The sequence below is a fragment of the Roseibium sp. TrichSKD4 genome (assembly GCF_000148725.1).
GTDB lineage: Bacteria > Pseudomonadota > Alphaproteobacteria > Rhizobiales > Stappiaceae > Roseibium.
In genome coordinates this window covers 281,398-306,347 of sequence record NZ_GL476320.1, presented here as the reverse complement: position 1 = coordinate 306,347, position 24,950 = coordinate 281,398, and the positions used below count along the sequence as shown (strand labels likewise).

Sequence of the window (24,950 nt, the reverse complement as noted above, 5' to 3'; positions counted from 1 at the left end):
TTACCAGCGGTAGTGCGAGAATGCGCGGTTGGCGTCTGCCATCCGGTGCGTGTCTTCGCGCTTCTTAACTGCAGTGCCACGGTTGTTGGCAGCATCCAGCATTTCACCGGACAGGCGCTCAACCATGGTGGTCTCGTTGCGGTTACGGGCTGCAGAGATCAACCAACGAATGGCCAGAGCCTGACGGCGATCTGCACGAACCTCGACCGGAACCTGGTAGGTCGCACCACCAACACGGCGGGAACGGACTTCTACCTGAGGCATTACGTTTTCAAGAGCCGCATGGAACACTTCGATCGGGTTCTCGCGAACCTTGTTTTCGATAATGTCGAATGCACCGTAGACGATGCGTTCTGCGGTAGACTTCTTGCCGTGGTACATGATTGCGTTCATGAACTTGGTGACGACAAGATCCCCGAACTTCGGATCCGGGTTGATTTCGCGTTTTTCTGCGCGGTGACGACGGGACATCTATGTGCTCCTTACTTCGGCCGCTTAGCGCCGTATTTGGACCGGCGTTGTTTACGGTCCTTGACGCCCTGGGTATCAAGAACACCACGAATGATGTGATAACGAACACCCGGCAAGTCCTTTACACGACCGCCACGGATCATCACCACGGAGTGCTCCTGAAGGTTGTGACCTTCACCCGGGATATATCCAATTACTTCGAAGCCGTTGGTCAGGCGAATCTTAGCCACCTTACGCAGAGCCGAGTTCGGCTTCTTTGGCGTCGTTGTGTAAACGCGGGTACAAACACCACGCTTCTGTGGGCAGGCCTCCATGGCCGGCACCTTGTTCCGCTTTGCCGGAACTTTCCGCGGCTTGCGGATCAACTGGTTGATGGTCGGCATATTGTGCCCTTTACCTCGTCCATCCAAAATTCGTTTCGCAACTGCCGTTTTCGCTGATCTTGCATGCAAAATCGCACCCGCGCGCTCAAAACTGAGCAGCCGGCGCTGCGAAAACCAGAGGACCACGAGTTATTCAAACCGCGGTCATGCAATCGACGCTTGTTCGCCTATATGAACCCGGCAGCGTTTAAGAGGCCTACTCCTGCGCGCGTCGCGCTGGACACCTGTGCTCTTACCGCCTGCCCTTGGGATGGCCGGAACCTACTCACAACACCCTCTCCCGTCAAGCGGTTTATCGCGATTTCCCGTTTTCCGGGAATTTTGCGGTTTTCTCGGGTTTTTTGGACATTTTCCAGCCGGTTTTTAGAATTTTATTACTCCCCAAAACCACCTATCGCACCTTTTATTGCGAATGCAGAAAACGCATGCCCGCTATACGCATGAACAAAGTCTTAACGGCGTGGTTCATTTCCTGACTCTGCAGTGGAATCGTATTCCAGAGAATCGAATTCGGGAGAATCCCTTTCGGCGATAGCTTGTAATTCAGCGAATGTGATGACGGCGACATTGCCAGTCAACGCATCCTCATATGCGGCCTCATATGTCGGGTCATCCGGTTCTCCGTCCATGACGCCGATCTGGTCAAGCTCGGCTTCAACGAACCCCTTTGCGGTCAGAGCCTCGAGCGTTTTGCGAACCGCGTCATCATCATCTGCGCCTTTAAGCAGCACATGGACCGGAGTGGCCGTTTCCGTGGTCCCCTCTTCATGATCCCAAACACGGCCAATCACGATGTAGATCACCGGATCTTCTGCATCACCATTGTCATTCATCTTCCATTTCCCTTTATCTCATGACAAAGGCCGCCCGGAGGCGGCCTTTGATAGGTCATTAAACGGGCAAGGCCTTATTCGGCAGCGCCACTCATATCTTCCAGAAGGCCGTCTGCGGAAGCAGCGCTTTGGGCTGAGTCCTGACGTTGGGCTTCCTGGATAAGGTCGTCGCGATGGCTTGCAACCTGACGGATGCGCTTCATCACCCCGCCTGTACCAGCCGGGATCAGGCGACCAACGATAACGTTCTCCTTGAGGCCGACCAGCGGATCGATCTTGCCGCCCACTGCAGCTTCGGTGAGAACGCGGGTTGTCTCCTGGAACGATGCAGCCGAGAAGAACGAGCGGGTTTGCAGCGATGCCTTGGTGATCCCGAGAAGAACCGGGTTGCCCTTGGCCGGATCGCGCGCATTGTCGATCGCTCTCTGGTTGGCTTCCTCGAAGTCGATACGGTCGATCTGCTCGCCCGAAAAGAACTCCGTCTCGCCCGGATCCGTGATCTCAACTTTTTGCAGCATCTGGCGAACAATCACCTCGATGTGCTTGTCGTTGATGGTCACGCCCTGCAGTCGATAGACTTCCTGGATTTCGTTGACGAGGTATGCAGCAAGTGCTTCCACGCCCTTAACGGCCAGAATGTCATGCGGTGCCGGGTTACCGTCGAGGATGTACTCACCCTTTTCAATTGCATCGCCTTCCTGAAGGTGGAAATGCTTGCCTTTCGGGATGAGGTACTCGACCGGCTCCATGCCCTCTTCCGACGGATCGATGATGATCCGACGCTTGTTCTTGTAGTCCCGACCAAACCGGATGGTACCGGAGATCTCGGCGATGATTGCGTGATCCTTCGGACGACGCGCCTCGAAGAGTTCAGCAACACGCGGCAGACCACCGGTGATGTCTTTCGTCTTCGCGCTTTCCAGAGGAATACGCGCCAACACGTCACCTGCCTTGACAGATGCACCCGGCTGCACCGAGAGAATCGCATCGACCGACAACAACAGGCGCGCATCGGAGCCACGCTGCGTCTTGGACACTGCACCCTTTGCACCCTTGATGACAATCGCCGGCTTGAGGTCAGCACCACGTTGCGAGGACCGCCAATCGATGACGACACGCTTGGTGATACCGGTTGCCTCATCAGCGGTTTCCTGAATGGAAACACCGTCAGTAAGGTCTTCAAAGTCCACGACACCATCGACATCTGCAAGCATTGGACGGGTGTAAGGATCCCATTCAGCAATCCGCTGTCCGCGCTTGACCGTGTCGCCGTCGTCCACATGCAGCTTGGAGCCGTAAGTGACGCGGTGAACTGCACGCTCGTTGTCATCGCTGTCGAGAACAACGATGGACATGTTCCGAACCATGGCGATGAGATTGCCGTCGGAGTCGCGCTGGACGCTCCGATTGCGGATCTTCACCCGGCCGTCAACGTTGGACTCGATGAACGAACTATCGACAACCTGCGCCGTACCACCAATGTGGAACGTCCGCATGGTCAGCTGAGTGCCCGGCTCACCGATGGACTGAGCAGCGATAACGCCAACAGCCTCACCCATGTTCACAGGCGTACCGCGTGCAAGGTCACGACCGTAACAGGTCGCACACACACCGGTCTCGGTCTCACAGGTCAGAACCGAACGGATCTTGATCTGCTGAACCTTGGCGGCCTCGATGACTTCAACGTCCTTCTCGTCGATCAAATGCCCCTTCGGAACGATCACTTCACCGGTCTGGTGATTGTAAACGTCTTCAGCGGTCGTACGACCCAGAACGCGCATGCCCAGAGAGGCGATGACGTTACCGGCATCAACGATTGGCGCCACTGTGATGCCACGCTCTGATCCACAATCCGGTTCAAGGATGATGGAATCCTGCGCAACGTCCACGAGACGGCGGGTCAGGTAACCAGAGTTCGCTGTCTTCAAAGCGGTGTCAGCCAGACCCTTACGGGCGCCGTGCGTGGAGTTGAAGTACTCCAGAACCGACAGGCCTTCCTTGAAGTTCGAGATAATCGGGTTTTCGATGATCTCACCGGACGGCTTGGCCATCAGACCACGCATACCAGCCAGCTGCTTCATCTGCTGTGGTGAACCACGCGCCCCGGAGTGGGACATCATGTACACTGAGTTCATCTGCTTCTGGCGACCGGATTCTTCGTCGAATTCCACCGCCTGAATCCGCTTCATCATCTCGTCAGCAACACGGTCGGTACACTTCGCCCAGGCGTCAACAACCTTGTTGTATTTCTCGCCCTGAGTGATCAGACCATCGTTGTACTGTTGCTCGTATTCGGTCGCCATGGCTGATGTATCGGAAACCAGCTTCTGTTTGGTGTCCGGGATAACCATGTCGTCCATACCGAACGAAATACCGGCGTTACATGCGTTCTTGAAGCCGAGACCCATGATCTGGTCACAGAAGATAACCGTCTCCTTTTGACCGCACGCACGGTAAACCGTGTCGATCATCTTGGAGATATCCTTCTTGGTCATCAGCTTGTTGCACACGTCATAAGGCACTTCAAAGTGCTTCGGCAGCAGCTCACCAATCAGCATCCGGCCCGGAGTCGTCTCTACGATCTGACAGACTTCGTTGCCATGCTCATCAACAGTCTTGAAACGACCCTTGATCTTGGTGTGCAGCGTAATGACGTTGTTAGCCAGAGCGTGATGGATTTCACCAATATCACCGAAGGCCATGCCCTCGCCCGGCTCTTTCTCTGCCATGATCGACAGATAGTAGAGACCAAGAACGATATCCTGCGACGGAACGATGATCGGACCACCGTTAGCCGGGTGCAGAATGTTGTTTGTGGACATCATCAGCGTCCGCGCTTCCAGCTGGGCTTCCAACGAGAGCGGGACGTGAACAGCCATCTGGTCGCCGTCAAAGTCAGCGTTAAACGCCGAACAGACGAGCGGGTGTAGCTGGATCGCCTTGCCTTCAATCAGGGTCGGTTCGAACGCCTGGATGCCAAGACGGTGAAGCGTAGGCGCGCGGTTCAAGAGAACCGGGTGCTCACGGATCACCTCGTCAAGGATATCCCAGACTTCCGGACGCTCTTTCTCCACCAGCTTCTTGGCCTGCTTGACGGTTGAGGAGAACCCTTTCGCATCAAGACGGGAGTAGATGAACGGCTTGAACAGCTCAAGCGCCATCTTCTTCGGCAGGCCACACTGGTGTAGCTTAAGCTCAGGACCCACGGTGATAACCGAACGACCAGAATAGTCGACGCGCTTACCAAGAAGGTTCTGACGGAAGCGGCCCTGCTTGCCTTTCAGCATGTCAGACAGCGACTTCAGCGGACGCTTGTTGGCACCGGTGATGACGCGGCCACGACGACCGTTGTCAAACAGGGCGTCAACAGACTCCTGAAGCATACGCTTTTCGTTCCGGATGATGATGTCCGGAGCGCGCAATTCCATCAGGCGGCGCAGACGGTTGTTCCGGTTGATCACGCGGCGATACAGATCGTTCAAATCGGAAGTCGCAAACCGGCCACCATCAAGCGGAACCAGCGGACGCAGGTCCGGCGGAATAACCGGAACAACGGTCATGATCATCCATTCCGGACGATTGCCGGATTCGATAAATGCCTCAATGACCTTCAGGCGCTTGGCCAGCTTCTTCGGCTTCAGCTCGGTTGTGGCTTCCGCGATTTCCTGACGGAGCTGTTCGCTGATGCGCTCCAGATCCATGGACATCATGATTTCGCGGATCGCTTCAGCGCCGATCATGGCGGTGAATGCGTCTTCGCCATACTCGTCCTGAGCTGCGATGTAGTCTTCTTCCGACAGAAGCTGGTGTTGCTTCAGCGGCGTAAGACCCGGCTCCAGAACCACATAATTCTCGAAGTAGAGAACGCGTTCCAGATCCTTCAGCGTCATGTCGAGCAGAAGGCCGATACGGCTTGGCAGGGACTTCAGGAACCAGATGTGCGCAACCGGCGCAGCCAGTTCAATGTGGCCCATGCGTTCACGGCGCACACGAGACAAGGTGACTTCAACGCCACACTTCTCACAGATAACGCCTTTGTATTTCATGCGCTTATATTTGCCGCAAAGACATTCGTAGTCCTTGATCGGGCCAAAGATGCGCGCGCAGAACAGACCATCCCGTTCAGGCTTGAACGTACGGTAGTTGATGGTCTCTGGCTTTTTGATTTCGCCAAACGACCAGGACATGATCTTTTCCGGGCTCGCAAGCGAGATCCGGATATTATCGAAGGTCTGCGTCGGAGCCTGTTGGTTAAACAGGTTCATGACCTCATGATTCATGGTCCATCTCCTTCACTGCAGGGGTCGGAAGAATGCCGACTGGCACCCTTCCCTCAACCCGTTCTGCAAGTCTCAAATCGGTCTTTGTCATAATTTCCGGATTACTCAGCTGCATCGGCAGCGGGTTCATCGGAAATCTGAGGCTGATCGGTGCGTTGCAGCTCCACATTCAGACCCAAAGACCGCATTTCCTTCACAAGCACGTTGAAGCTTTCCGGAATGCCTGCCTCGAAGGTGTCATCACCGCGAACGATGGCCTCGTAGACCTTCGTACGGCCGGCGACGTCATCCGACTTGACGGTAAGCATTTCCTGCAGCGTGTAGGCTGCACCGTAGGCTTCAAGTGCCCAGACCTCCATTTCCCCGAAGCGCTGGCCGCCGAACTGCGCCTTACCACCGAGCGGCTGCTGGGTGACAAGAGAGTATGGGCCAATCGAACGGGCGTGGATCTTGTCGTCGACAAGGTGATGGAGCTTCAACATGTAGATGTAGCCCACCGTCACGCGGCGGTCGAACTCTTCACCGGTACGACCATCATAGAGGACGGACTGTCCGCTCGGATGGTAATCGGCAATTTTGAGCGCTTCGACAACATCAGGCTCACGCGCACCATCGAAGACCGGTGTCGCGATGGACACGCCCTTTTTCAGCTGCTCAGCCAGTCGGACAACACCTTCATCGTCATATTCCTTGACGTTGTCGCCCTTCATGTTGTCGCCGTAGATCTCCACGATCTTTCCGCGCAGTTGCTCAATCTCACCGGACTTTCTGTACTCATCGTACATTTCGCCGATGCGAAGGCCCATGCCGCGGCACGCCCAACCCATGTGGGTTTCAAGGATCTGACCGACGTTCATACGTGATGGAACACCAAGCGGGTTCAACACGATGTCAACATGCGTACCGTCTTCCAGGAACGGCATGTCTTCACATGGGTTGATCTTGGAGACCACACCCTTGTTACCGTGACGACCAGCCATCTTGTCGCCCGGCTGAAGCTTGCGCTTCACGGCAACGAAGACCTTGACCATCTTCATGACGCCCGGAGGCAGCTCATCACCGCGCTGCAGTTTTTCGACCTTGTCGATAAACCGCTGCTCAAGACGCTTGCGGCTGTCATCATACTGACCGCGCAATGCCTCGATTTCCGACATGAACTTCTCGTCGTCGGTCGCAAACTGCCACCACTGTGACCGAGGGAATTCGTTCAGAGCGTCGCCAGAAAGCTCGCCACCCTTCTTGAAGCCCTTCGGACCAGCAACAGCTGTCTTGCCCAGCAGCATTTCTGCCAAACGACCATAGACGTTGCGATCCAGAATCGCCTGTTCGTCGTCACGGTCTTTCGCCAGACGCTCGATTTCCTCACGCTCTATCGCCATCGCGCGTTCGTCTTTTTCAACGCCGTGGCGGTTGAAGACACGAACTTCTACGACTGTACCGGAGACACCCGGTGGCAGACGCAGGGATGTGTCACGAACATCGGAAGCCTTTTCGCCAAAGATGGCACGCAGAAGCTTTTCTTCCGGTGTCATCGGGCTTTCGCCCTTTGGTGTGATCTTCCCGACAAGGATGTCGCCCGGATGCAATTCTGCACCGATATAGACAATCCCGGCTTCGTCGAGGTTCTTCAAAGCCTCTTCAGAAACGTTCGGAATATCGCGTGTGATTTCTTCCGGACCCAACTTGGTATCACGGGCCATCACCTCAAATTCTTCCAAGTGGATCGATGTGAAGACATCGTCAGACACGATCCGCTCGGACAGAAGGATGGAATCCTCGAAGTTGTAGCCGTTCCACGGCATGAACGCGACGAGCACGTTTTTGCCGAGCGCCAGGTCACCGAGATCCGTGGACGGACCGTCAGCGATGATGTCGCCCTTGTGAACCTTGTCGCCTACACGCACCAGCGGACGCTGGTTGATACAGGTGTTCTGGTTCGAACGCTGGAACTTCATCAACCGGTAGATATCAACACCAGACTTGCCCGGATCAAGATCTTCGGTAGCCCGGATAACGATACGGGTCGCATCAACCTGGTCTACGACACCGGCGCGCTTTGCACCAATAGCAGCACCAGAGTCCCGTGCCACAATCGGCTCCATGCCGGTTCCGACGAACGGAGCCTCGGCGCGGACGAGTGGCACAGCCTGACGCTGCATGTTCGAGCCCATGAGAGCGCGGTTCGCATCATCGTTTTCCAAGAACGGGATCAACGCTGCAGCGACAGAAACCAGCTGCTTCGGTGACACGTCCATCAGGTCAACGCGATCAGACGGAACCATCATGTTCTCGCCAGCATGACGACAAGTAATCAGCTCTTCGGTGAAGCGGCCATCTGCATCATACACAGCGTTGGACTGTGCGACGTAGTGCTTAGCTTCTTCCATAGCCGACAGGTAGACGACGTCGTTTGTCACGACTCCATCTTTCACCTTCCGGTATGGGCTTTCGATAAAGCCGTACTTGTTCACGCGGGCAAAGGTTGCCAGCGAGTTGATCAGACCGATGTTCGGACCTTCCGGCGTCTCAATCGGGCAAATACGACCATAGTGGGTCGGGTGAACGTCGCGGACTTCAAAGCCTGCACGCTCACGGGTCAAACCACCCGGGCCGAGAGCCGAAAGGCGACGCTTGTGCGTGACTTCCGATAGCGGGTTGGTCTGGTCCATGAACTGCGACAGCTGCGAAGAGCCGAAGAATTCACGGACAGCCGCAGCAGCCGGCTTCGCGTTGATGAGATCCTGCGGCATCACGGTGTCGATCTCAACAGAGCTCATACGCTCCTTGATCGCCCGTTCCATGCGCAGAAGGCCAACGCGGTACTGGTTTTCCATCAGTTCGCCAACAGAGCGAACACGACGGTTGCCAAGGTTATCGATGTCATCGATGTCGCCCTTGCCGTCGCGCAACTGAAGCAGAACACGGATGACTTCAAGGATATCTTCCTTGCGCAGAACGCGAACCGTGTCTTCGGCATCTACGTCCAGACGCATGTTCATCTTCACGCGGCCGACAGCTGACAAGTCGTAGCGCTCAGCATCGAAGAAGAGCGACTGGAACATCGCTTCAGCAGTATCGATGGTGGGCGGCTCACCCGGACGCATCACGCGGTAGATGTCAAAAAGCGCATCTTCGCGAGATTCGTTCTTGTCTGCAGAGAGCGTATTACGGATATACGGACCAACATTAACGTGGTCGATATCCAGAACAGGAAGATCGTGGTAACCGCGATCAACAAGCTCTTCCAGCAGTTTACCGGTGATTTCTTCACCAGCTTCTGCATAGATTTCACCTGTCTGTGCATCAACGATGTCTTCTGCAAGGTACTGACCGTGCAGATCTTCGTCGGTCATCTTCAGCGCTGTAACGTTCTTTTCCGCCAGCTGCTTGATGGTCCGCGCAGTGATCTTGCGGCCGCCTTCGACAACCACTTCGCCGCTGTCTGCGTCGATCAGATCGTAAGACGCTTTTGTGCCTTTCAGACGATCACCGTCGAACGGCATACGCCAGCCACCATCCTTCTGACGCGTGTAATCAACACGGGCGTAGAAGGTGTTCAGGATTTCTTCGCCGTCGAGGCCAAGCGCCATCAACAGGGACGTAACCGGAATTTTACGGCGACGGTCGATACGGGCGTGGACAATGTCCTTGGCATCGAACTCGATATCGAGCCAGGAACCACGATAAGGAATGACGCGCGCAGCAAACAGCAGCTTGCCGGATGAGTGGGTCTTGCCCTTGTCATGATCGAAGAATACGCCCGGCGAGCGGTGCATCTGGGAGACGATCACACGCTCGGTGCCGTTGACGATGAAGGTGCCGTTGTCTGTCATGAACGGCATATCGCCCATGTAGACATCCTGTTCCTTGATGTCTTTAACGGACTTTGCGCCGGTGTCTTCATCGACATCAAATACGATCAGACGCAGTGTCACCTTCAAAGGTGCAGCAAAGGTCATGTCGCGCTGACGGCACTCGTCAACGTCGTATTTCGGAGCTTCAAATTCGTAAGAAACAAATTCCAGGATAGATGTTCCCGCAAAGTCGGAAATCGGGAACACGGACTGGAATACGGCTTCCAGACCATCATTTATGCGACCGCCGCCCGGCATCTCGTCGACCTGCAGGAACTGGTCGTAAGAGGCTTTCTGGACCTCGATGAGATTGGGCATTGCCGCGACATCGCGGATCGATCCGAAATATTTACGGACCTTTTTGCGACCGTTGAACGTTTGGGTCATTGTCGCTCCTCGTATCGGCCGGGTAACGGCTTCCCGAAACGCCCCTTGTCATCGGATGAACCTCATCCAGGCGCTTCGGAAAACCGTCCCCCAAAATTGATCAACCAGACTTTTGGCTGACCGGTCTATGGGGACCAGGGCACGTTGAAACCTAGTTTGGCATCACTGTGCTCCAGTGGGACTTTAGCCCCGGACACGGGAAAACCCGCCGGGGCCAGAAAACGGCCCCGGAGACCGGGACCGTCTATAGGGCTTTAAGCCCTGATTACTTCAGCTCTACGGAAGCGCCAGCTTCTTCAAGCTTCTTCTTCAGCTCTTCAGCTTCGTCCTTGGAAACTGCTTCCTTGACTGCCTTCGGAGCGGACTCAACGAGTTCCTTGGCTTCTTTCAGGCCAAGACCAGTGATTGCGCGTACTTCCTTGATGACGTTGATTTTCTTGTCGCCAGCAGAAGCCAGAACAACGTCAAATTCAGTCTTTTCTTCAGCAGCAGCACCTGCATCAGCGCCGCCTGCAACAGCAGCAACAGCAACAGGAGCAGCAGCGGAAACGCCCCACTTCTCTTCCAGAAGCTTGGACAGTTCAGCTGCTTCCATAACAGTCAGTGTGGACAGTTCTTCTACGAGCTTTTCGAGATCAGCCATTTTTCAGTACCTTTAGTTCGAACCAGTAAGTTGGTTTTGTATGACAGTGTTTCGGTCGCCTTATGCGGCCTTGTCCTTCTCGGCGTACGCGTTGAAGACGCGAGCAAGCTGCCCGGCCGGCGCGTTGACAACCTGAGCGATCCGGGAAGCCGGGGTCTGGATGAGACCAACCAGCTTGCCACGCAGCTCGTCCAGAGACGGCATGGTGGCCAGGGATTTAACCCCGTCCGCGTTCAGGTTTGTGGAACCAAGAGCGCCACCAAGGATTTCAAACTTCTCGTTTGCCTTGGCGAAGTTCACAGCTGCTTTCGGGGCTGCAACCGGATCCTCGGAATAGACGAGGGCGGTCGGGCCCTGGAAAAGGTCAGCAATGTGCTCCAGTTCCGTGCCTTGAAGGGCAAGTTTCACAAGGCGGTTTTTCGCGACTTTCACAGTGCCGCCAGCTTCACGAACAGAAGACCGTAGTGCAGTCATCTGGGAAACTGAAAGACCTGCATAGTGCGCAACGACTACAACGCCGGTGTCAGCCAACTCAGCGTTGAGAGACGTCACGAACTCGTGCTTTTCCGCTCTTTCCACTTGCCTTCTCCAGTTGATAACGTTTCCGTCATCGGTTTGCCTTTGCCGCAGCAGGTTTCCCGAACCCGGGAACGCCTGCAACGACGCTCAGGGTCCTGTCCCCTCGCACACGCAGGCTGCGCGGCAAGGCCTGGTTCGAACCGGTTATCCGCCCAAGCGGGAAATTCGGTTCTAACCCATCTATGCAGGCCTGAATAAGCTTAAACCGGTTTCCCGGCACCTGCAGTCTCGGACAGGGTGACTTGGCGGCGAACCGCCAAATCAATCAGTCGGCTACCCAACTGAAACTTGTTCTCCGGTCAGACCGGATTATTCAGCAACGCTGGCCAGATCGACCTTCACGCCCGGGCCCATTGTGGATGAAACGGCAATGCGCTTCATGTAAGTGCCCTTGGCGCCGGTTGGCTTGGCTTTTTGAACTGCGTCGACGAAAGCCTTGATGTTCTGTTGCAGAGCGTCTTCAGAAAAAGACGCCTTGCCGATACCAGCATGAACGATACCCGCCTTTTCAACGCGGAACTGAACAGCACCGCCCTTGGCGTCGTTGATTGCCTTGGCAACGTCCGGAGTAACGGTTCCGACCTTCGGGTTCGGCATCATGCCGCGCGGGCCGAGAACCTTACCAAGACGACCAACGAGCGGCATCATGTCCGGAGTAGCAATGACGGTATCGAAGTCGATGTTTCCACCCTGAACTTCCTGGACCAGCTCTTCAGCACCAACGATGTCAGCACCGGCAGCCTTGGCTTCTTCTGCCTTGTCGCCACGTGCGAACACGGCAACCTTGACGTTTTTGCCTGTACCGTTCGGCAGAACGCAGACGCCACGGACCATCTGGTCAGCGTGACGTGGGTCAACACCGAGGTTGATGGCAACTTCAATGGTCTCGTCGAACTTGACCTTGGAGCGACCTTTCAAAAGACCCAGCGCTTCATCAAGCGCGTAGGTCTTGTTGCGGTCGATGCCCTCACGGGCTTCTGTGATACGCTTTCCGATCTTCGCCATGATCTTACTCCGTCACCTCGAGGCCCATGGACCGGGCGGAGCCTTCAACCATCAGCATTGCTGCGTCGATGTCGTTGGCGTTCAGGTCCTTCATTTTCGCTTCTGCAATTTCCTTGACCTGAGCCTTGGAAACGGAACCGACAGTACCGCGACCAGGGGTCTGTGAACCCTTTTGAAGCTTTGCAGCCTTCTTCAGGAAGAAGGAAACCGGTGCAGTCTTCACTTCGAATGTGAAAGACTTGTCGGTGAAGTATGTGATCACGGTCGGGCAAGGTGCGCCCTTCTCGACATCCTGGGTCTGTGCGTTGAACGCTTTACAGAATTCCATGATATTCAGACCGCGCTGACCCAGCGCAGGACCGATTGGAGGAGACGGGGTCGCGGACCCAGCCGGCACCTGAAGCTTCAGGAAGCCTTCAATTTTTTTCGCCATGATGATCTCCATTCAAGCAAACTGGCGATGGCTCACCAGTTTTGCGGGAGGCGGTGGTGTGATCTTCCGTCCACTCGGCGAAGAGCGAACCAATCTGCCACCAGTTACCCTGCCCTTAACGGAACAGGCACGATAGCTACCGTAGCAGCCAACAGTCAGGCGAGCTTGTCAACCTGACCGAATTCCAATTCAACCGGGGTCGCACGGCCAAAGATAGACACAGCCACCTTCAAGCGAGCACGCTCGTCATCAACCTCTTCAACGAGACCGGAGAAGGACGCGAACGGACCATCGGAGACACGAACCTGCTCACCAACTTCAAAGGTGACGGACGGCTTCGGACGATCAACGCCTTCCTGCACCTGATTGATGATCTGAAGCGCCTCGCGCTCCGGGATCGGGATCGGTTTTTGATCCGCACCAAGGAAGCCGGTGACCTTCGGAGTGTCCTTGATCAGGTGAAACGCCTCATTGGTCATATCCATCTTCACAAGAACATAGCCCGGGAAGAATTTGCGCTCTGCTTCAACCTTGCGGCCGCGGCGCACTTCGGTGACCTTTTCCATCGGAACAAGAATTTCTTCAAAGAGGTCCGAAAGACCTTTTTGCTCGGCCTTTTCGCGGATGGACTCGGCGACCTTTTTCTCGAAATTCGAATAGGCGTGCACAATGTACCAGCGCTTGGCCATGTTTTTCAGTTCCGTTTCTTGTTCTTTTCTGAGCGTTCCCAGCGGCGCTTTTACAGCGAGCCGACCTTAAACACCAAGCATCCAGCCGATACCCCAGCCCATCAGCTGATCGGCAAGCAGGAAGAAAATCGACGCAATAACAACCATGATGAACACCATGACGGTGGTCACTGCCGTTTCCCGACGTGTCGGCCAAGTGACTTTCGCCACCTCGGACCGAACCTGCTGAATGAAAGTAAGGGGATTGGTCTTCGCCATTCCGATTCCGGTCTGTTAAATACGAGTGGGCGCGCGACTCATCGTTCGCGCGCCTCACCCGAGGTCTCTATGTAACCCCTCGGGGGTTTGCTTTCAAGAGCAAATATGGCAGGGGCAGCAGGGTTCGAACCCGCGACCTGCGGTTTTGGAGACCGCCGCTCTACCAACTGAGCTATACCCCTTCATGATGCTGACTAGTCAGCCTTGCTCCTGATACTTGCCAGGTTTTGAAAATTCAAGCCCCAACAAGGAAGATCCACCGGACCGGGTAACAGGCCCGGTGGATAAAATCACTTATTCAGTGATGGAAGCGACGACGCCAGCGCCGACGGTCCGGCCACCTTCGCGGATCGCGAAGCGCAGACCATCTTCCATGGCGATCGGAACGATCAGCTCAACGTCAACAGAGACGTTGTCGCCCGGCATCACCATTTCAGTGCCTTCCGGAAGAGACACAACACCGGTCACGTCAGTCGTACGGAAGTAGAACTGAGGACGGTAGTTGGTGAAGAACGGCGTATGACGGCCACCCTCTTCCTTCGTAAGGATGTAAGCCTCAGCCTTGAACTTCGTGTGCGGGGTAACAGAACCCGGCTTACAAAGTACCTGGCCACGCTCAACTTCTTCGCGAGCAACGCCGCGGATCAGTGCGCCGATGTTGTCGCCTGCTTCACCGCTATCAAGCAGCTTGCGGAACATTTCAACGCCGGTAACTGTGGTCTTCGCGGTGTCCTTGATGCCGACGATCTCGACTTCTTCACCAACGTTGATCACACCGCGCTCAACACGACCGGTCACAACAGTTCCACGACCAGAGATCGAGAACACGTCTTCGATCGGCATCAGGAACGGCTGATCCTTCGGACGCTCAGGGGTCGGGATGTATTCGTCAACCTGAGACATCAGCTCACGGATCGCACCACGGCCGATTGCTTCGTCGCGGTTCTCAACTGCTGCAAGTGCAGAACCCTTGACGATCGGAATGTCGTCGCCCGGGAACTCGTAAGAAGACAGAAGCTCACGGATTTCCATTTCGACGAGCTCGAGAAGCTCTTCGTCGTCGACCTGGTCAACCTTGTTCATGAACACGACAAGTGCCGGTACACCAACCTGACGCGCAAGCAGGATGTGCTCACGGGTCTGCGGCATTGGGCCATCTGCTGCAGAACATACCAGGATAGCGCCATCCATCTGCGCTGCACCGGTGATCATGTTCTTCACGTAGTCGGCGTGGCCCGGGCAGTCAACGTGAGCGTAGTGACGGTTTTCCGTCTCATACTCAACGTGTGCCGTGGAAATCGTAATGCCGCGTGCACGCTCTTCAGGAGCACCGTCAATTTCGTCGTAAGCCTTAGCTTCTGCACCACCTGCCTCAGCAAGTGTCATCGTGATTGCTGCAGTCAGCGTAGTCTTACCGTGGTCAACGTGGCCGATCGTGCCAATGTTGACGTGAGGCTTATTGCGCTCAAATTTTTCCTTCGCCATCGGCGTCGCTCTCTGTCCAATACGAGGTTATATCGATAGTGGCTCGCGGCGGGACACGCATCGGCCCATGAGTTTCCCCAAACGGCGAATTGTCTCCCATTATTTATGTCAGGATTTTCCGAGCGAAAGAGCCTTCCGTCCAGATACTCCGATCAGCACCCATGATGGAGCGGGTGAAGGGAATCGAACCCTCGTCGTCAGCTTGGAAGGCTGCTGCTCTACCATTGAGCTACACCCGCGCACCGGACCTGAAAAGGAAGATGGTGGAGGAGGTTGGATTCGAACCAACGTAGGCATAGCCAGCGGATTTACAGTCCGCCCCCTTTAGCCACTCGGGCACTCCTCCATCTTTTCCTACTTCACGCCGAAGCGGTCAGGATGGCTTACCGAAGAGCCCGCCTTGGTGGGGCGAGCAATCCCGTGGCGCGTGTTATGCAGATAGGGACCTTGGGTGTCAACGCCGTTTTTGCGAAGAAGTTCATAAAATATGCAGCGGTCTGGCGCGAGACTGCGCGACCGGCCCGATAGACACTGTTATTTGTCCCGGTATCCTGCCATTTTGGACGCATATTGTCACGTTTCTTCACAACACATTCCGTTTCGGTTCCCCCTTGGGCAGCACGATGTGGAAAAGTGAAACCGGACGAAAACGCCCGATTCTGCTGGCTTCAAACCGGCTGATCAATTCGATAACCGGCAAAGGCGTCCGTATTGGGTGGCTGGATCGCCATCTGTCACCTTTCCAGCTTTTGGATTTGGGAGTAGGAGATCGCTATGACCGAGAATACGAAAAGTGCCGGCTCCAAGCGATCAGGCCCCCATCGTCCGTCGCGCGACAATAAGCGTGCCGGAAAATGGACAAAGAAACCCGCACCACGATGCCCCGGACTGCCACCGGAAGGCCCTATCCTTCTATATGGTCTTCATACGGTGGAAGCAGCCTTCGCAAATACCGAACGAAAGCGGATGAAGCTTTATGCAACGGAGAACGCACAACGCCGACTAGCCGAGCGCGACGTTGTAGTCGACGTGCCCATAGAAACACTGGCTCCACGCGCGCTTGATAAGATGGTGACGCGTGATGCGGTGCATCAAGGTGTTATTCTGGAAGCCGATCCCCTACCCGCTTATGGCCCGGAGCACTTGAAAGGTGCGCGGCTTGTGCTGGCGCTGGATCAGGTCACCGATCCACATAATGTTGGAGCGATTTTGCGCTCAGCTGTCGCCCTTGATGCAGACGCAGTGGTCACGACGGAACGCCACGCCCCAGAAGAAGGGCCGGTTCTGGCCAAATCCGCATCTGGCGCTCTCGACATGATCAAGCACGTGCGGGTGAAGAACATGGCACGCTTTGTCAGCGAGATGCAGGAGCAAGCATTTACAGCGGTCGCGCTGGACAGCGATGGTCCTGCGTCACTGGAAGAAACCGAGTTAGCACCAAAGACAGTGCTTGTGCTGGGCTCTGAAGGCAAAGGGGTTCGACAAGGCGTGCGTGAGGCCTGCTCAACGCTTGCGAGATTGGATATGCCCGGAGAGATACGCTCGCTCAATGTTTCCAATGCTGCTGTGCTGGCTCTTTATGTAGCAAGGCAAAAGATGGGGCTATGAGCCTCCGGGCGTCTCATGACCGCGATTTCAAGGGCAGCACTCCATCGCTGCCCTTTCTTTTTGGCAGAAGCTCGGTCAGGCGGGCGTCTCAGTTCCGGTCTGCGGCATTTCTGCGTCCGAACGTTCAGCGCGCGTCAGGAATGTTGCCATTATAAAGCTGATAACCAGCATGGGTCCCGTCACCATCAAGCCGGTACGAATGTCATAAAGGTCCGCAACAGGCCCAATGGTCAGCGGACCAACGAGGAAACCCAGCAGGGCGAGGAACGACAACACAGCCACATTGGAGGCAGGACTTTTGCCCGGTGCTGCCGAGGCGGCTGTGACCCCAAGGGGGGAGGCAAGCGCGACACCAATGCCCAGCGTGCCAAGACCAAGCAGCGCGACCATCGCATTCGGTGCAAACCAGATCAGGGCAACGCCGCCAAGTCCGATCAACGCCAGCCCCTGCCCCAATTGACCAGGAGTAGCCAACTGCCGAAGCTTATCTCCGATCAAACGCGTTGAGGCGACACACAAGGCAAAGACCGACACGCCCAAACCGGCCAGTCCCGGATTGGCCGCAAATGTATCGCGCAGGTAAACTGCGGCCCAGTCCACCATCGCGCCTTCAATCAATGTCGTTCCAAACGTGAACAGGCAAACACCGAGCAGTATCGGGTGCGGTAGACGGAACCCGCCTTTTATAGCTTCCTCAGCTTCTGCAGTTTTCTCGACGATCGGCAGTCCCTGGATAATCGGGTAGGCGATCACCTCCACCACAACTGCGATAGCCAACCCTGCATAGAGTGGACTTAAACCCGCCCAAGCGACAGCTGATCCGATCAATGTTCCGGCGAGCAACCCGAAACTCCAAAAGCCATGCGCCTTGCTCATAACCTTTTTACCGGTCTGTTTTTCATATTCATCCGCCAGAACGTTCAGGCCGAGCTCCACAAGTGACAGAGTACAGCCGACCAACACAAGCGCAGCCATGAGCGTCCATTGGGTCACGGCGACAAACGGTGACATCATGCATATGAGGAAGGCCGGATAGAAAATCATGGTGATCAAGCGCGCACCGAGCCAATTGGCCACCTTGCCGGCAATAAGCAGCGTGCTCAGTGTGCCGATGGGCGCACCGATGAGTGCAATGGCCAATTCGCTATTGCTAAGGCCAAGGTTCGTCTGAACACCCGGAATATGTGGCAACCAGGCCCCTAGAGCGATTGGCTGGAGAAAGAAGATAAAACAAATGCGTTGAGCGTAGGTCATAACGGATCCCACCGATTTAATTAGGGTTCCGAAGTAACAGTATGGCGCTGCTTTTCCCATACGGGAATATTCCCTAGGTTGAAATCGACGAGGGTTGTGACCCAAAAACCATCCCCTCGCCCTACGGAAGACCGCCTAAGCAATTCTCCGGACAGCACCTTTTCCACAAGGTTCGAATTGACATATATGTAATGTTATTACATTTCACCTCTCGTTACTATTAGGGATATTTGTAAATGAAAAACCGTCTTTCGATTGCCTTAACCGCACTTGCCATCAGCTTCGGCTCAAACGCCGCCCATTCGCATGGGATTTGGATTGCGGAACATGCAGGCAAGAATTCCATTGTTTATGGCCATGGTGCGGCCAGCGACGCTTACAACACTGACAAACTGAAAACCGTCTCTGGTTATGACAAAGCGGGTGTACCAGTGGACGTAACCCCAATTGATCTCGATGATCACGTGGTGCTCGCCAAAGACCCCAAACTGGCGCTGGTAACAGCAGTGCTCGATAACGGCCACTGGACCAAAGACACTTCCGGCAAATGGCATAACCTGCCGAAAAATGAAGTAAAGGAAGCCGAAAGCGCAGGACACTATCTGAAATACACCAAGGCGATCTTCAACGGAGACGCCAACACACTAAAGCCGGTTGGCCAGCCTCTGGAAATCATCATGTTGACCAATCCCCTGACGCTGAAGGCGGGCGAAAAATTGCCTGTTCAGGTACTGATGAACGGTGAACCTGCGCCAAGCGCCAAGCTGATCGCCGAATACACCACAGACAGCGAAAACAGCGTCAAGACGGATGAAAACGGGGAAGCAATCATCACCATTCGCAACAACGGGCTGAATGTGATCGCTGCCACTTTGGACGAAACACTTACCGACAATCCAAAGGCCGACAAAATCGGTCACTTTGCGACCTTCAGTTTTGCCTATGGTCATAGCCACTGAAGTTAAAATGTCTGGGGCGGCGGTTCCCGCCGTCCCTATTCAGCTAGTCGCATACGTCAATCTAAATTCACTCACGATCAGATCATGTGTAATTTAGGGTACATTATTGGTGTCCCGAGATTGAGCAGACCTTTTGCAAAACAGAACTGATGCGTCCGTCGACTGCCCCGGACTTTCGGTATCACCGGATCAGTTGGGGAAAATGCAGCTACGCCCCGCTCCGCATTACCCAGCGGATCCAGGTTGGGCTGCAACCAGTTTTCCACAAACGGAGTCGACAGCATCAATTTCATCAAAAAACTGAATTTTCCCTCTTGCCGATCAATAGCAAATGAGGGTACACGGTCCACCTCGCTTCGGGACATATCCGAAAGCGCTTGACCTCAGCCGGTATAGCTCAGTTGGTAGAGCACGTGATTTGTAATCTCGGGGTCGCGGGTTCGAATCCTGCTGCCGGCACCAATTATCCATTTGAAATAGATAGTTAATTCATTGAATTGAATTAAAACAAAATGAGAACATGTGAGCTGTAAATATTTCTCACATCTCACACGTGTGAGAAATTGTTCCATTTTTGTTTTTCAGTACCTAAATAAGTCGTGCGTCGGGTTATCGAAGCCCCTGCCGATTTTAGGAGCCGACATGTCAGAATTTTACGAATTGGCTAGAAAAACGGATTTCCAGGATACGAAGAGCGTCGAGAACGCAATGTCTAGAATGCGCGACTTTTCCGACGAAGATTTAGATAGGCAGATTCTCTGGAAAGTTTACGATTCAAAAACCAGATGTATCCAAAAGGCCATTGCGTTGGCTGAGTTGGAACGAGAGCGCCGCACCGCGCGAGCCGCCGAGAAGCTTGCTTTCACGACAACCAAACTAGCAGGCTGGATGGGAATTGTTGGATCGCTGATAGGAGCTGCTGCCGGCGCTGCCTTGGCTTTGTTATTGCAGATCTAATGCTGGCTGATCCGCGCTATTCCCGCCGCTCTCTCTCCAGCTGTTCAAGTGCTTTTCGTGTTCGAGATACCTCCTCCAGCAGGTGCCGCATATCGGCTCGCAGTTCTGCAAACCCCATGGAGAATGTGTGCTGTTCCCGGCGCAGTTCTTTCAGTTCATCTGCGTTTTCGGTAATGCGCCGCTCATGCTCGCCAAGGGCGCTTTGCATAGTGGTCCAGCTTGTAGCCAGACCAATAAGCATGGAGCCGAGGACAATCAGATTACCGACAGAAACGCCCGGTTGGATCCAGCGTGATTTTGGTGCAGTCATCTAAAAATCCCACCCACAGACTTTGCGGCCAAATTCATTGTGCTCGATGATTTGAACCTTGGTTCCCCTTGTGACCTGATCCTGCACAGATGGCCGGATAGGCTTGGCCGTGTCGCAGAAATTACCGGTCGTCGCGCATGTACTCAGAAAAGCGCTCATCAATATCGGCGTGATCCATGGCTGAAACGTCATCTTCAATCTCCTTGCGCTGGCGCATGGCTTTCAGGTTCTTGCGCTCGATAGAGCTGCGAACAGACTGCTTGCCCTTCAGGTAGGCTTGGAGGAGCGCAGCTCCGAATGCCGCCAGCAAAACGCCAGCGGCAATCAGTTTGGCCTTCCAGCCTGCAGTAAGTGAGAGAAGGCGGGATATCATGCGACAACTCGACTGCGTTCTAGCCGGTAGACAAGATAAATGCCGCCAACAACCATGACACCGGCAAACGCCCATGCAATGGGACCGGAGCTTGTGGCGACGGTTGCCAGTGTGGAGCCGAACGCACCAAAAACGCCAAGCCACTTTGGATCCTTCGCCGCTTCCGCAACAACGGCCACAGCGCCAGTATCCGCTTCAAGTGCCTTACCCGGAGCCTTCTCGGGTGGAGCTGGAATGTCAGGCTGCTTGGTTTCGTTGGTATTACTCGCGGCAAGCAGACTGGCGCGATCAATCACACCGATATCGCTTGTCTGGATACCCATCTTCTTGCCCATGATCCGCTTCGTCCAGCCGCGCCCGAAGGTCGGCCAGTGACGCAAGCGGCGCACAAACTGATAGCGGCGCTCACAGAGTTTTTGAACGATTTCCTTTGGGAACATGGATTGAATTGCAGCAAGGGTTTCCGCGCCGATCCAGCCGTCCGGCTTGGCACCAACAACCCGTTGCAGATCCTTGATGGCACGGCGGGGCCCGGAGTTAACGCCATAGTCGAAGACGGCATAGTCAACACCGGACGGCAGTTCGTCACCAGCCACCGCTTTCCAGTATTGCTCGCGGTAGATGGCTTGAACTTCCGCATCAGTGATTTGCCTGACACTGCGTTTTGCAAAGCCCATGCGCCGCCGATAGGCATTGTAGGTGCGCTGGATCACGCCCCGGTTTGTTGCTCCACCCGGATCTTTGGGATGATTGACATAACCACCCTCGTGAACCAGCACCCATGCTAGGCATTTTTCGAAATTGGCACGCATCTCGTGATCTCCAATTGTTTGATCACGATTTTACGTGCGCCCAGACAGTGTTAACTGAGAGCAATTACCTCAAGGCCCGGATAGGCTAACCTTGATTCATTCCCGTTTTCGTCCAAAAGTCGGATGTTTCCTGTACGATGCTCGCAACAGATGGTCGCGACTATCAGGATTGCAGCTGTAGTTTCTGTGCGAACTAAGTTCGCAGGAATACTCAATTTTTTGAGGAGTTTTCCATGTTTGATGACGCTAATGGTCCAAAGCTGATCTATTCGAAATATGGCGGACCAATAGAAGAAGATGGGATCACCGTTGAGGTACGTATCTACCGCTTGGAAACAAGTAATGAATGGACCTTGGAGGTTGTCGACGACACAGGAACCTCCACTGTGTGGGAAGGCACATTTTCCTCCGACCGCGAAGCTTTTATTGAATTCAAGCTCACAGTTGAAGAGGAAGGGATGGTCACATTTTTAAACGATCCCCTAGACAGCGAAGTCGCACCAGTCGTACGTCACTAACGGTGCGATATATTTATCTCTGGGTACCCATGACTTAATTTACAAATCCAATTTTGCACCAGATTTGGCATCTGCCAAGTACGGCACTGCTTCCCCATTTATGTATTCATACTTGACAATCGTGTCTCTATCTTCGTCTTCCGGCTTGGTAAATTGATTTTCTAACAATTTATTGAGTGTCTCTAATTTTTGCTGCAGCTCTTGCAAGCTACTATTGCTTTCAATTTCAGGCTTCGTACCTCCAATGTTTGCGACATCCATGATCCTAACTCCTTATAAACATCGTTCTCCATTATGTATTGACATGAATTCTCGAATATATTTGTGAAATATACTCATCAAACGGCTTCTCCTCTACGTAGATCGATGGTTTTTAAATTTGTCAATTGGTAGTGCTCCCATCTGAACTACCTAAGTAAGATACTCGGCAAATCTCAAGGCCCGGATAGGCGCTCCCTGATCCAGCCAAAAATCAACGAGGTCTGAAGGCGTCGCCCTTGGAATGAGCGGATCAGCTCCATTGCACTTCCACTGGATTTCAGCGGCGTATTCTGAGCAGATATAGCCACCACCCCCGAGCTTGAAGCCAAGACCGGCGCGGATGGCATCAAGGTAGGAATAAGGCTTGCCTCGTTGGGCGAATGCGAACTGTTCTGCCTGCTCGGTCCATTCAAGTCCCGTTTCGATCCAGTCGAACGGGAGGAGGTTTGAACATGGACGGATCTGCACCCCCACACCTTCGCGAGCCTCGAACAGAAACAAACCATCGTGCCACCAGAACGCCACACCAACATGGGTATGCCGCCCGCCCGTGACGTGGCGAATGAGCCGCGACACCGGCCCATTACCTCGAAAGGCAATCAGGTCACCGGAGCGGATATCCTGTCGCAAGGCGCTGTAGGAGTTGCGCGGCATCGGTCTAAAAGAGCGCTGCCAGCTTGGCAGCTGCCTCTGGAACCTTCGGCCACTTGTCATCATCGGCATAGTTGGGGTCAGCCGCTTCAAGAAGAGCCTTGCCCGTTTGCCGGATCTGATCAATCCAGACAAGCCCAGCTTTATAAGCGGCCATCTGTTCTTCATTCAAAATGCCTCCACCTGCCGCAGCCGAAAGATTGATCTGCGTGGGAAGGCTGGCATGGGCGTTGATCCGGCGACCGACTTCAGTCCGGATACCGGCAAGGATGGCTTCACGTTCCTTTGCTGCCGCAATCTCAGCTTCTTTGGCGCGGATCTGTTTGTCTGTGGGTGGTTCGATATCACCTTCAAGAATGGTCAGCTTGCCATCTGCATATTGCCAGACCGCACCTGCACACAGTTCGTCGAGGGCTTCAACAATGTATTTCATATCACTCCGCCTCCACTTCCCAGACGATAATCCGGCTGGTCATTTGCTGGTTTCTTGCGTCATCAGCTGCATTCGGATTTAGAAAGTTGAAGGGACGATCATTCGCCTGGCCATTTGCTGTATTCCAACCAAAGTCGATCCGTTTGTTTCCAACTGGAAGTACCCCAAAGTCACTCGTCCCCACGAGGATAGTTGTTTGAGATGAGTGGTACTGCCCATCATACTGGTATGCACAGCCGTAATCCCATTGGTCATCCAGAACCAACCCCGACCCAGAGTTCCCGGAATGTGCACCGGCTCCCAAAACTGTGCATGTAGCGATGATTCTGGACGTCGGGCTGATCTTGTCGAAGTTTCCCCCAAACAGCTTCATGGTTGCAGCGGTGCTAACTGCGGTCCTCGTTCCACTCTCGATGATATGAACACCCAAGACCTTGCCATCGGTCCCACGCGCCATCAGCTCCCAGGTGGCATTGTCTGCGCCCGGCGTTGGGGCAATGCCCGTCACCTTGTCAGACGCAACGCAGATGTAGGCAGACGCACCGAGACGAACAGTATCATCGGCCTCATATTCAGTTGCGGCGTCATATTCGCCGCGCCATGTGAATTTCAGTTTCCCAAGATCAATTTGCATGTTGATCCTCACATTATCTCGGCAATCAAATGCCCGTTTGCATCTATGGAAAAGTTGATCCCGGGGGATTTCAGATCCCACCAGCGATAGTTTTGCGAAACGAAGTTCCCTGCGCCGACATCGAAAATCAGATGATTATCTCCGCGCCTTAACCCGTAAAAAATCAGCGGTTTTTCGACCAACTGTCGGGCTATTTCAGCATAGTGTTTGGCCGAGTACTCGCCGTCAGAAACTTCCGTACCCGGTGTCTCAGACGCCCAACGGCGAGCTTTCTCCTCAAGATCGAGGACGTTTTGTTTGGCTAACTGCACAGTTTCGGCAGCAGTAACCGCTGTTTGCGCGGCTTGATTTGCGCCGGCTACATCTCCAGCGTTTGGTCCAACGATGATATTTCCATCATTATCAAACATAAGCGTTCGATCGGGTGTGGGCTCTCCTATGATCTCCGGAGCCTTCATCCCCATAGGCCCACGAATGGCCCGTTCTGCTTCACGCTTCAGTTCCTGCTGGATAATGCGGTGGCGATCGTGTTCATCATCGTTCGGCTTTGATCGGAACTTGCCAGCCTGGACAATAGAACTGGTCCGATCGAGGACCGCATCCCCCCAAACCTCGAAGACATCCCCTTCGCTGGCAGGGTCGATCAGAACGAAACTGCCGCCGTTATAAACGCCAGCGCCCGCCATGGTGTAATTCACACCTTCAGCCAGAAGCGTCGGCACACCGTTCGCGACTGGTGTCCTTCGAACCTTCACATCCCGGTTTTGCTGAAACTCGAACGGAATGGCGAAAATGGTCTGACCGGCCGTTGCAACAAACCGGCCGTATCTGGGTTTGTCTTCGATCGGGAAAACCGCGCTCATTTTGAACCTCGCCATTT

25 protein-coding genes and 4 tRNA genes are annotated in these 24,950 nt (G+C 54.5%); 5 read left to right on the top strand and 24 right to left on the bottom strand.

The genetic code is table 11. The features are described from left to right. From rpsG to TRICHSKD4_RS22015, 15 genes are all read right to left on the bottom strand, one after another. Positions 1–471, bottom strand: a complete 471-nt coding sequence (gene rpsG, locus TRICHSKD4_RS22085; RefSeq protein WP_009469202.1) for a 30S ribosomal protein S7 — start codon at positions 469–471, stop codon at positions 1–3. Between the two features lie 11 nt (positions 472–482). Next, positions 483–854 carry a 30S ribosomal protein S12 gene (gene rpsL, locus TRICHSKD4_RS22080; protein WP_040617481.1) on the bottom strand — a complete coding sequence of 124 codons (372 nt, stop codon included), beginning with the start codon at positions 852–854 and terminating at the stop codon, positions 483–485. A gap of 452 nt (positions 855–1,306) precedes the next feature. Further along, positions 1,307–1,687 carry a hypothetical protein gene (locus tag TRICHSKD4_RS22075; protein ID WP_009469200.1) on the bottom strand — a complete coding sequence of 127 codons (381 nt, stop codon included), beginning with the start codon at positions 1,685–1,687 and terminating at the stop codon, positions 1,307–1,309. A gap of 74 nt (positions 1,688–1,761) precedes the next feature. Beyond that, the gene (gene rpoC / locus TRICHSKD4_RS22070; protein ID WP_009469199.1) at positions 1,762–5,967 is read right to left on the bottom strand and encodes a DNA-directed RNA polymerase subunit beta'; all 4,206 of its coding nucleotides are present in this window, start codon (positions 5,965–5,967) and stop codon (positions 1,762–1,764) included. A gap of 101 nt (positions 5,968–6,068) precedes the next feature. After that, the gene (gene rpoB / locus TRICHSKD4_RS22065) at positions 6,069–10,208 is read right to left on the bottom strand and encodes a DNA-directed RNA polymerase subunit beta (protein WP_009469197.1); all 4,140 of its coding nucleotides are present in this window, start codon (positions 10,206–10,208) and stop codon (positions 6,069–6,071) included. Positions 10,209–10,473: 265 nt separating this feature from the next. Then, a complete protein-coding gene (gene rplL, locus TRICHSKD4_RS22060; RefSeq protein WP_009469196.1) occupies positions 10,474–10,851 on the bottom strand; it encodes a 50S ribosomal protein L7/L12 in 378 nt (125 codons plus the stop codon). Between the two features lie 60 nt (positions 10,852–10,911). Then, entirely contained in the window at positions 10,912–11,430 is a 519-nt protein-coding gene (gene rplJ / locus TRICHSKD4_RS22055) for a 50S ribosomal protein L10 (RefSeq protein ID WP_009469195.1), read from the bottom strand. Positions 11,431–11,739: 309 nt separating this feature from the next. After that, positions 11,740–12,435, bottom strand: a complete 696-nt coding sequence (rplA, locus tag TRICHSKD4_RS22050) for a 50S ribosomal protein L1 (RefSeq protein WP_009469193.1) — start codon at positions 12,433–12,435, stop codon at positions 11,740–11,742. 4 nt (positions 12,436–12,439) lie between these two features. After that, entirely contained in the window at positions 12,440–12,868 is a 429-nt protein-coding gene (rplK, locus tag TRICHSKD4_RS22045; RefSeq protein WP_009469192.1) for a 50S ribosomal protein L11, read from the bottom strand. Between the two features lie 155 nt (positions 12,869–13,023). After that, positions 13,024–13,557: a transcription termination/antitermination protein NusG gene (gene nusG / locus TRICHSKD4_RS22040; RefSeq protein ID WP_009469190.1), complete on the bottom strand. Its 534-nt coding sequence runs from the start codon at positions 13,555–13,557 to the stop codon at positions 13,024–13,026. Positions 13,558–13,623: 66 nt separating this feature from the next. Beyond that, on the bottom strand, positions 13,624–13,815 hold the full coding sequence (gene secE, locus TRICHSKD4_RS22035; RefSeq protein WP_009469189.1) for a preprotein translocase subunit SecE: 192 nt from the start codon (positions 13,813–13,815) through the stop codon (positions 13,624–13,626). Positions 13,816–13,921: 106 nt separating this feature from the next. After that, positions 13,922–13,997 (bottom strand) — tRNA-Trp (locus tag TRICHSKD4_RS22030). A gap of 112 nt (positions 13,998–14,109) precedes the next feature. Next, positions 14,110–15,300, bottom strand: coding sequence for an elongation factor Tu (tuf, locus tag TRICHSKD4_RS22025; RefSeq protein WP_009469188.1), 1,191 nt, complete (start codon positions 15,298–15,300; stop codon positions 14,110–14,112). A 165-nt stretch (positions 15,301–15,465) separates the two neighbouring features. Then, a tRNA-Gly gene (locus tag TRICHSKD4_RS22020) sits at positions 15,466–15,539 on the bottom strand. A gap of 22 nt (positions 15,540–15,561) precedes the next feature. Next, a tRNA-Tyr gene (locus tag TRICHSKD4_RS22015) sits at positions 15,562–15,646 on the bottom strand. A gap of 428 nt (positions 15,647–16,074) precedes the next feature. Here TRICHSKD4_RS22015 and TRICHSKD4_RS22005 point away from each other — a divergent pair. Then, positions 16,075–16,908: an RNA methyltransferase gene (locus tag TRICHSKD4_RS22005; protein ID WP_009469184.1), complete on the top strand. Its 834-nt coding sequence runs from the start codon at positions 16,075–16,077 to the stop codon at positions 16,906–16,908. A gap of 75 nt (positions 16,909–16,983) precedes the next feature. Here TRICHSKD4_RS22005 and TRICHSKD4_RS22000 read toward each other — a convergent pair whose 3' ends face one another. Beyond that, positions 16,984–18,162, bottom strand: coding sequence for an MFS transporter (locus TRICHSKD4_RS22000; protein ID WP_009469183.1), 1,179 nt, complete (start codon positions 18,160–18,162; stop codon positions 16,984–16,986). Positions 18,163–18,398: 236 nt separating this feature from the next. Here TRICHSKD4_RS22000 and TRICHSKD4_RS28545 point away from each other — a divergent pair, with 236 nt between their 5' ends. The 3 genes from TRICHSKD4_RS28545 (at position 18,399) to TRICHSKD4_RS21980 (ending at position 20,078) form a co-directional block, all read left to right on the top strand. Next, on the top strand, positions 18,399–19,121 hold the full coding sequence (locus tag TRICHSKD4_RS28545; RefSeq protein ID WP_009469182.1) for a DUF4198 domain-containing protein: 723 nt from the start codon (positions 18,399–18,401) through the stop codon (positions 19,119–19,121). 386 nt (positions 19,122–19,507) lie between these two features. Next, positions 19,508–19,583: transfer RNA gene (locus TRICHSKD4_RS21985), tRNA-Thr, on the top strand. A 180-nt stretch (positions 19,584–19,763) separates the two neighbouring features. Beyond that, positions 19,764–20,078, top strand: coding sequence for a hypothetical protein (locus TRICHSKD4_RS21980; RefSeq protein ID WP_009469181.1), 315 nt, complete (start codon positions 19,764–19,766; stop codon positions 20,076–20,078). A gap of 16 nt (positions 20,079–20,094) precedes the next feature. On the opposite strand, the gene TRICHSKD4_RS21975 is transcribed toward TRICHSKD4_RS21980, so the two are convergent. From TRICHSKD4_RS21975 to TRICHSKD4_RS21965, 3 genes are all read right to left on the bottom strand, one after another. Continuing rightward, positions 20,095–20,388: a hypothetical protein gene (locus tag TRICHSKD4_RS21975; RefSeq protein WP_009469180.1), complete on the bottom strand. Its 294-nt coding sequence runs from the start codon at positions 20,386–20,388 to the stop codon at positions 20,095–20,097. A gap of 121 nt (positions 20,389–20,509) precedes the next feature. Further along, a complete protein-coding gene (locus TRICHSKD4_RS21970) occupies positions 20,510–20,761 on the bottom strand; it encodes a hypothetical protein (protein WP_009469179.1) in 252 nt (83 codons plus the stop codon). Further along, complete coding sequence (locus tag TRICHSKD4_RS21965; protein ID WP_009469178.1) at positions 20,758–21,573, bottom strand: glycoside hydrolase family 108 protein; 816 nt, start codon at positions 21,571–21,573, stop codon at positions 20,758–20,760. Before TRICHSKD4_RS21965 ends, TRICHSKD4_RS21970 begins: the two co-directional genes overlap by 4 nt. A gap of 233 nt (positions 21,574–21,806) precedes the next feature. Here TRICHSKD4_RS21965 and TRICHSKD4_RS21960 point away from each other — a divergent pair, with 233 nt between their 5' ends. After that, on the top strand, positions 21,807–22,091 hold the full coding sequence (locus TRICHSKD4_RS21960; RefSeq protein WP_009469177.1) for a hypothetical protein: 285 nt from the start codon (positions 21,807–21,809) through the stop codon (positions 22,089–22,091). Positions 22,092–22,130: 39 nt separating this feature from the next. On the opposite strand, the gene TRICHSKD4_RS21955 is transcribed toward TRICHSKD4_RS21960, so the two are convergent. The 5 genes from TRICHSKD4_RS21955 to TRICHSKD4_RS21935 all read right to left on the bottom strand — a co-directional run bounded on the left by TRICHSKD4_RS21955 (position 22,131) and on the right by TRICHSKD4_RS21935 (position 24,933). Next, a complete protein-coding gene (locus TRICHSKD4_RS21955; protein WP_009469176.1) occupies positions 22,131–22,352 on the bottom strand; it encodes a hypothetical protein in 222 nt (73 codons plus the stop codon). Positions 22,353–22,502: 150 nt separating this feature from the next. After that, positions 22,503–23,006, bottom strand: a complete 504-nt coding sequence (locus tag TRICHSKD4_RS21950; RefSeq protein ID WP_009469175.1) for a hypothetical protein — start codon at positions 23,004–23,006, stop codon at positions 22,503–22,505. A gap of 4 nt (positions 23,007–23,010) precedes the next feature. After that, positions 23,011–23,436, bottom strand: coding sequence for a hypothetical protein (locus tag TRICHSKD4_RS21945; protein WP_009469174.1), 426 nt, complete (start codon positions 23,434–23,436; stop codon positions 23,011–23,013). A gap of 1 nt (position 23,437) precedes the next feature. Continuing rightward, positions 23,438–24,070 (bottom strand): hypothetical protein, encoded by a 633-nt coding sequence (locus TRICHSKD4_RS21940; protein ID WP_009469173.1) that lies wholly within the window; start codon positions 24,068–24,070, stop codon positions 23,438–23,440. An 8-nt stretch (positions 24,071–24,078) separates the two neighbouring features. Beyond that, positions 24,079–24,933: a hypothetical protein gene (locus tag TRICHSKD4_RS21935; RefSeq protein WP_009469172.1), complete on the bottom strand. Its 855-nt coding sequence runs from the start codon at positions 24,931–24,933 to the stop codon at positions 24,079–24,081. Between the last annotated feature and the right edge of the window lie 17 nt (positions 24,934–24,950).